Source organism: Glutamicibacter sp. BW80 (assembly GCF_002332385.1).
Taxonomy (GTDB): Bacteria; Actinomycetota; Actinomycetes; order Actinomycetales; family Micrococcaceae; genus Glutamicibacter.
In genome coordinates, this window is record NZ_NRGV01000016.1 from 110,847 (window position 1) to 117,567 (window position 6,721).

At 61.5% G+C, this 6,721-nt stretch carries 8 protein-coding genes and 3 tRNA genes; 3 read left to right on the forward strand and 8 right to left on the reverse strand.

Features of this window, described 5'->3' with window-relative positions; genetic code table 11:
• Position 1: 1 nt before the first annotated feature.
• From CIK76_RS04190 to CIK76_RS04215, 6 genes are all read right to left on the reverse strand, one after another.
• On the reverse strand, positions 2-1,063 hold the full coding sequence (locus CIK76_RS04190) for a UDP-N-acetylmuramate dehydrogenase (protein WP_096283760.1): 1,062 nt from the start codon (positions 1,061-1,063) through the stop codon (positions 2-4).
• Positions 1,064-1,090: 27 nt separating this feature from the next.
• Positions 1,091-2,311 carry an MFS transporter gene (locus tag CIK76_RS04195; protein WP_255248338.1) on the reverse strand — a complete coding sequence of 407 codons (1,221 nt, stop codon included), beginning with the start codon at positions 2,309-2,311 and terminating at the stop codon, positions 1,091-1,093.
• Entirely contained in the window at positions 2,287-2,727 is a 441-nt protein-coding gene (locus tag CIK76_RS04200; RefSeq protein ID WP_096283762.1) for a MaoC family dehydratase, read from the reverse strand. The genes CIK76_RS04195 and CIK76_RS04200 overlap by 25 nt, the downstream gene beginning before the upstream one ends.
• A gap of 3 nt (positions 2,728-2,730) precedes the next feature.
• Entirely contained in the window at positions 2,731-3,177 is a 447-nt protein-coding gene (locus CIK76_RS04205) for a MaoC family dehydratase N-terminal domain-containing protein (RefSeq protein ID WP_096283764.1), read from the reverse strand.
• A gap of 48 nt (positions 3,178-3,225) precedes the next feature.
• Positions 3,226-3,486, reverse strand: coding sequence for a hypothetical protein (locus CIK76_RS04210; RefSeq protein ID WP_096283766.1), 261 nt, complete (start codon positions 3,484-3,486; stop codon positions 3,226-3,228).
• 65 nt (positions 3,487-3,551) lie between these two features.
• The gene (locus CIK76_RS04215) at positions 3,552-4,493 is read right to left on the reverse strand and encodes a DUF2797 domain-containing protein (RefSeq protein WP_255248339.1); all 942 of its coding nucleotides are present in this window, start codon (positions 4,491-4,493) and stop codon (positions 3,552-3,554) included.
• Between the two features lie 272 nt (positions 4,494-4,765).
• Here CIK76_RS04215 and CIK76_RS04220 point away from each other — a divergent pair, with 272 nt between their 5' ends.
• Complete coding sequence (locus CIK76_RS04220) at positions 4,766-5,485, forward strand: GTP pyrophosphokinase family protein (RefSeq protein WP_255248341.1); 720 nt, start codon at positions 4,766-4,768, stop codon at positions 5,483-5,485.
• Positions 5,486-5,534: 49 nt separating this feature from the next.
• Here CIK76_RS04220 and CIK76_RS04225 read toward each other — a convergent pair.
• Both CIK76_RS04225 and CIK76_RS04230 read right to left on the reverse strand, forming a co-directional pair.
• A tRNA-Met gene (locus CIK76_RS04225) sits at positions 5,535-5,608 on the reverse strand.
• Positions 5,609-5,655: 47 nt separating this feature from the next.
• Positions 5,656-5,727: transfer RNA gene (locus CIK76_RS04230), tRNA-Thr, on the reverse strand.
• 415 nt (positions 5,728-6,142) lie between these two features.
• Between CIK76_RS04230 and CIK76_RS04235 the strand changes: the two genes are divergently transcribed.
• Positions 6,143-6,214, forward strand: a tRNA-Thr gene (locus CIK76_RS04235).
• A 283-nt stretch (positions 6,215-6,497) separates the two neighbouring features.
• On the forward strand, positions 6,498-6,721 hold a 224-nt coding region (locus CIK76_RS04240), incomplete at its 3' end, for a hypothetical protein (RefSeq protein ID WP_141393452.1).

Below are 6,721 nucleotides of genomic sequence, written 5' to 3' on the forward strand. Positions count from 1 at the left end.
GCTAGAGGGCCAGGCCGATCAGCAGCGGTTCGTTGACCAGCATGATCCCAAAACGCTCGTGGACCCCGGCGCGCACCGCCCGGGCGATGGCCAGCAGATCCGCGGCGCTGGCCCCGCCCTGGTTCGTGATCGCCAGGGTGTGCTTGGCGGACAGGGCCGCGCGCCCGCCGGCCAGCTCGTAGCCTGCGGTGCCTTGAAGCCCGAAACCCTTGGCGAAGCCGGCCCGGTCGATCAGCCAGGCCGCCGAGAGCTTCACCAGGCCCGCCTCGGGCACCGGGTAGTGCGGTGCGTCCTCCGGCAGCCGCTTCAGCACCTCGGCGGGCAGAATCGGGTTGGTGAAGAAGGAGCCGGTGGAGTGCGAGTCCGGATCGTTCGGGTCATACACCATGCCCTTGGAACGCCGCAGCTCCAGCACACTCTGGCGCACCTGTGCGGCCGGCGCGCTCTGTCCGGCTTCCACGCCGAGCCGCCGTGCCAATTCCGCATAGCGGATCGGCGCAGAGGCCTCCGTGCGGCGCAGCGCGAAGCCTACCGCCAGCACCACGTAGCGCGGCGAACCGTTCTCCGAGCTGCGCTTGATCAGCGAATCGCGATAGCCGAAGGCCAGCTGCGCCTTGTCCAGGGTGAGCCGCTCGCCGGTTTCCCGGTCGTAGACCCGCGCCCATTGAAGGGTCTGCGAAACGTCGGCACCATAGGCCCCCACATTTTGCACCGGGGTGGCCCCGGCGCAGCCCGGGATGCCCGAAAGCGCCTCCAGCCCGCTCAGTTCCTGGGCGAGGCTGAATTCGACCACGGCGTCCCAGTTCTCCCCGGCGGCCACGCGCAGCAGCGCGGTGTGCGAACTCTGCTCTTCCACGCGCACCCCGCGGGTGGCGATCTGGATGACGGTCCCGGGGAATCCCGCATCGGAAATGACCAGGTTCGAGCCGCCGCCGACGAGCAGCACGCGTTCCCCGGCGGCGTCGGCCGCCGCGAGGGCCGCGACAAGCTCGTCCTCGGTGGTGGCGACCACCAGCGACTGGGCCGGGCCGCCGACCTGCGATGTCGTCAAATTCTTCAGCATGCTCCTACTTTCGGATAATTACGTGTGCTAGTGGTCTTCGGCCTGGCGGTACCCCGCCATATTGGCCGAAAGGCAGAAGGCCAGCACCACCAGAATCGAGATGCTGCCCAGCGCCGGCAGCAGCCCGATCGCCCCGGCCAGCAGCCCCAGCAGCGGCGGGCCGCCCAGAAAGGCGCCGTAGCCGATGGTGGAGACCACCGAGACGCGGGTAGCCGCATGCAGCGGATCCGCGGAGGCGGCGCTCATCGCCAGCGGGAAGGTCAGCGCGACGCCCATCCCCCACACGGCCAAGCCGATAAAGGCCAGCGGCAGGCTGCCGCCGAAGGCGAAGAGCAGCACCCCGGCCAGGGCGGCGATCGCGCTGGCCTGGATCATGCGCACCCGGCCCAGCCGGAGGATCAAATCCCCGGAGAGCAGCCGGGTCAAGGTCATCGTGCTCACGAACACCCCGTAGCCGATGGCGCCCACCGCCGCGCTGCTCTGGTAGCCGTCGGCCAGGGCGAGGGCCACCCAGTCGCCGGCGGCTCCTTCGGCCAGGGCCATGCCCAGCACCAGCACGCCGAGCAGCACCGTGCGCGGTTCCCGCCAGGCCGCCTTCAGCGAAGACCCGGAGTGCGTGCGCGGGGTCCTGGCGAAGTCCTCGCCGAAGAACCGTGCGCTGTAGAGCACCATGCCCACGATGAGCAGGCCCATCGCGCCGTAGTGGTATTGCACCGGCAGTGCCAGCGCGGCCGAGGCGGCACCGACACCGGCCCCGAGCACGGTGCCGATGGAGAAGAATCCGTGCAGCGCGGGCATGATGCTTTTGCCCAGGGCCCGCTCCATGGCCGCGCCCTGCACATTGGAGGCCACATTCCACGCGGCGGTCCCCAGCCCCTGGGTGAAGAGAAATACGCCGGTCAGCCAGGTAGAGCCCAGCGCCCCGGAGCTGACCCCGACCAGCAGCAGCGAGCTGCCTGCCACGCTCGCCGCGACGCGCATGACGTTGGTGGCACCGGCGCGCAGGACGGCTTGCCCCGAGAGGGCTACCGACAGGAAGGAGCCGGCGCTGAGGCAGAGCAGCAGCAAGCCGACGTTCGCGTGATCCAGCGCCAGCGCGTCGCGCACCGCCGGCAGCCGGGAAACCAAGGCCGAGATCAGCAGGCCGCTGGCCAGGTAGGCCGCCATCAGCGAATTGCGCCAGGCGATGACCGCTCCGGGCACTTCGCCTACCGGGTGCTTGTTCAGAGCTGCACCACGGCCTGGCACTTCATCAGCACCTTGGTTCCGTTGGCCGATACGGTCAAGTCCACGCGCGCGGTGCGGGCTTCGGCATCCAGCGCGCCGATCTTGCCTTCGATGTCGATGGCGGTGCCCGCCGCGTCGCCCGGGTTGCTCCCGGCCGGGTCATCGACGATGACCGGCTTGGTGAAGCGGGTCTGGTAGTCCAGGATCGCTCCGGGGTTACCCACCCATGCGCTGACCAGCTCGATGACCGAGCCCATGGTGAACATGCCGTGGGCGATCACCGAGTCGAGACCTACTTCCTTGGCGAAGCGCTCGTTGTAGTGGATCGGGTTGAAGTCCCCCGAGGCGCCGGCATAGCGCACCAGATCCCCGCGGTTCACGCTCACCGTCTTCGAGCCGATGACTTGGCCCTTTTCCAGGGTGGAGAATTCGATCATGGCCTAGTCCTCTGCTCGTACCAGTAGCGATGAAGTGGTGGTGGCGACCTTCTCGCCGTCCACGGTGGTGATTTCCGATCGGGTGGTGATCATCGCTCCGGCACCCATTTCGCGCACCTGGTCCACGTAGAGTTCGGCGAGCAATTCATCGCCGGCGACGATCGGGCGGTGGTGGGTGAACCGCTGGTCGGCATGCACCACGCGGGAGAAATCGATCCCCGAGGCCGGATCGGCGATGAGCTGGGCATCGGCACGCTGGGCGATGATGATGGCGAAGGTTGGCGGGGCAACCAGATCCGCGTACCCCAGATCGCGGGCCGCGCTCACCTGGAAATGCGCCGGCGAGCTTGCCTTGGTCGCGGTGGCGAATTCACGAATCTTTTCGCGTCCTACCTGGTAGGACGCACCGGCGGGGTAAATTCGCCCCACGAGGTCAGGGTTGATACCCATTAGTTCTCCTGCACGTTGTGAGTTGCTAAGTAGCCTTTGGTGGCTCTGTTACTTCTGCTTCTTGGCGCGCGGGGTCGCCAGTCCATTGGCGATGCGCCAGTTGCGGGTATCCCGGGCACGGACGGCCAGCGCCACAATATGGCACAGCATGCCAACGACCATAATGCAGATCGCGGTGTAGACCAGCGGCAGCGAAGGAATGTTCGCACCGATGATCGCCAAGATAATCCCAAAGCCCATTACACCCATGGCGGTGAACACAAGCTTCTTGTAACGCGGAGAGGCCGCTTCCCATGGAGTGTTGGTCATGGCATCCAGTTTAGTTGACAGTGCGCGCCACGGTGCCCAGCGCGAAACGAAATTGCGCGTGAAACTCAGAACAATGGAGATTGTTCCTCGAAGAACTCACCGCGCTGCTCTTTCACGCTCACCACTCGGGTCTTCAGTTCCGCGGCATCGAGCAATCTTAAAGTCGTCTCCGCGCCGCTGTCCACGAGAATCGTCTGGCCAAGCACCCCGCGAATGCGCAGATTCAGTTCGCTTCCCGGAACTGCTCCCGCCCATGGATGGAGGGACTTGGCATCCCATGCGCGGATTACCTCACGCGCAAATGCGGGCTGCTCCCAACGCTGATCCAACAATTCCACGCCATAGGTCGACAGCTCCCCCTGCGATTCGAGGAAGGACTGCGTGCGCCGCGCGGCCGATGCATTGGCAGCGTCCAAACTCGCGGCATCCATTTCCCACGAGGTCAGCCCTTTAACCTTGGATTTTTGCCGAATCTGCTGCTTCAGACCCACATGCTCGGTGACAAGGTCCTCCAATACGCGGATCGCTGCACCGTCTGCCGCCCGTGCGACGTAGCGTGCGGCTACCGCCCCCTGCTGCGCCAGTCGCGTCCATTTGCTCTGCACCGAGGTGGTTCCGACCTTGGTAGCACCTTGAGCGAAGCTTGCGACGTACAGGAAATGCGGTTGCTCCAGGTATTTGCGCAGCCCCTCGGGCGCTTCGCCGGTCTTGTGGAATTGGTGCATAAATTTGCTTTGGTCCAAACGACGGCAGCCATCGCATTGCGTGCCGGTGTTCAGTCCCTTGAGCTTCGGGCAGGGATGCAGGCTGCGTGAACCATCGGCACGCATGCTCACATATCCCAGACAGAACTTCGTCTCCCCCACGCTCAGCGTGATCGATCGGTTCTCACGAAGCGGTTCATTGATCCAGTCATCGCCACGGCGCAGGCGCAACATTGGATCTGGCTCATTTTGCGAAAAACTAATTCCGTGGCAGAGCTGCCGGTTTTCACGTTCGAGAATCATCCGACCCTTTCAAAAGTCCTGCACTCAACGTTAGAGCGTTAAACACCGCGACAATGCACTAACAACATGTATCTTGTTCATGCCTAATTCTTAGTGGACAGGATTAGTGTGGAAGAAGTTGACGAAATATTGGTAGGCCCTCGGGCCTACTACTTTATCCAGAGGTGGCCGAAATTTCTCCCCATTCAGATGATCACCACGCAGTCCTACCTACTCCGATCAGCAATTCCGCTGGCGGTGACGGGCCGCTTGCCTATGACTTCGCGCTTTCCCTGCGGCAGTCGCTTCCGAAGTTCATGATGGAATACCGCTTCGCGGCGGACGAAGTACTGACCAAGGTTTCGATCCTGCGCGAGGAATTCTTGTATTTGCACAAGTACAACCCGATCGAGCATGTCACTTCACGCGTGAAATCACCGGAGAGCATTCTTCGAAAAGTAGTCAAGCGCGGCATCGATCCTGCCCTCCCCTCGATTCGCGCAAACATTACCGATATCGCCGGAATTCGGATCACCTGCAGTTTCATCAAGGACACCTACAAGATCCTCAATACGCTCACTTCGCAAAACGATCTGAAGGTGCTTCAGGTCAAGGATTACATCAAAAACCCGAAAGCAAACGGCTATAAAAGCCTGCACTTAATCCTGGAGATTCCGGTGTTCCTGTCGGAGGGGCCAGTTCCGGTGATCGTCGAGGTGCAGATTCGCACCATCGCCCAAGATTTCTGGGCCAGTTTAGAACACAAGATTTTCTACAAATACGAAGGCTCCGTGCCGAGCCATCTGGTCGAAGAGCTTACGGACGCGGCCAACGCCGCCGAAAAACTTGACTTCCAGATGCAACGGCTCCACACCGCGGTGCATGGCCACGATGCGAATGCCGGTGACCCGGAAACCGGTGAACCATTTGATGAAGATTTGCTCGAGCAGGTCCGCAAGTTAGCTCTGAAATCCTCGAAGAAGAACTCGACTGGCAATATCGACAAGCCTTAGAAACGAAGAAAGCCTCGAAAACTCAGTGAGTTTTCGAGGCTTTTGTCGGTAGCGGCGCCGGGACTCGATCCCGGGACCTCACGATTATGAGTCGTGCGCTCTAACCAGCTGAGCTACGCCGCCACAAGTGGGAAATCATCCTGTAGAAGCCAAGACGACTTCCCACTCAGAGCCCCCTGCCGGAATCGATCCGGCGACCTCGTTCTTACCAAGAACGCGCTCTACCACTGAGCTAAGGGGGCAACGAGTAAATACTCTACACGGATTTCCCAGCAAAGAAAAATCGGACAAACCCCATCTGAACCCAGCCCTAAATTTCCCTAAATTCCCAAGTGAAATACGTTATTCGCATTCCTAGAACGCGCACCTTGAGCCCCCCCTGAAGAAAAACCCCGCCCGTGACGCTACTCACTCAGGACTGGCCTTCCCAACGGCCCGCCCGCACCTTTCCGCACCGAGCCACTTGCGGTCAATTCCACTCACTTGCCCAAGGCGCCAAGCGACCTCGCTCGCCAGGCACCCCACTTCCGCTCGACATCGCATCAACCTCCCGCGATTACGCAGAACCCCCTACTGAGCACGGATTTTGTGAGGTCAAGCACTAAGCAGCGCCTGATTTTGAAAACTCAAAATTTGTGTGTAAAGTATTTACCTGTTGCCCCCTTAGCTCAGTGGTAGAGCGCGTTCTTGGTAAGAACGAGGTCGCCGGATCGATTCCGGCAGGGGGCTCGGATAAAGGGAGAAAATCTTTCGCAGATTTTCTCCCTTTTTGCTTGCCAAAAACTCTTTTGAATTCAGCGCACGATTCACGGTCCCCTGAATATCAAGCCCACGGGCCAGCAGTTTGCGCATGGATAGCACTCGCCTTGCCGCGCCGGTCAACCTTCTATCGCTACAGGTCACAGAGATTTATTGACGTTATCCACAGGAACTTAACCATGCAGGGCTCCACTAATCCACAGTTGGTGAACACCGCCCCAAACCCTCCACACCACCCCTATACAGTGGAAATATGTTCGAAGAACACACCGAAGCCAACAAAAACTTCGAAACCCAGCCCCCACCCAGGCCACCCACCCCAGGCGTCCTGGACCAACCCATGCCCTTCATCGAGGACCTCAACACCCGCCTAGCCACCATCCTGGAACACGGCAACCAAGCCACCCTCACCCAAACCATCGACGACCTCGAACGGCTCAAAGCCAGCTGCAGCGCCGCCCAAGCCAAACTCGCCTA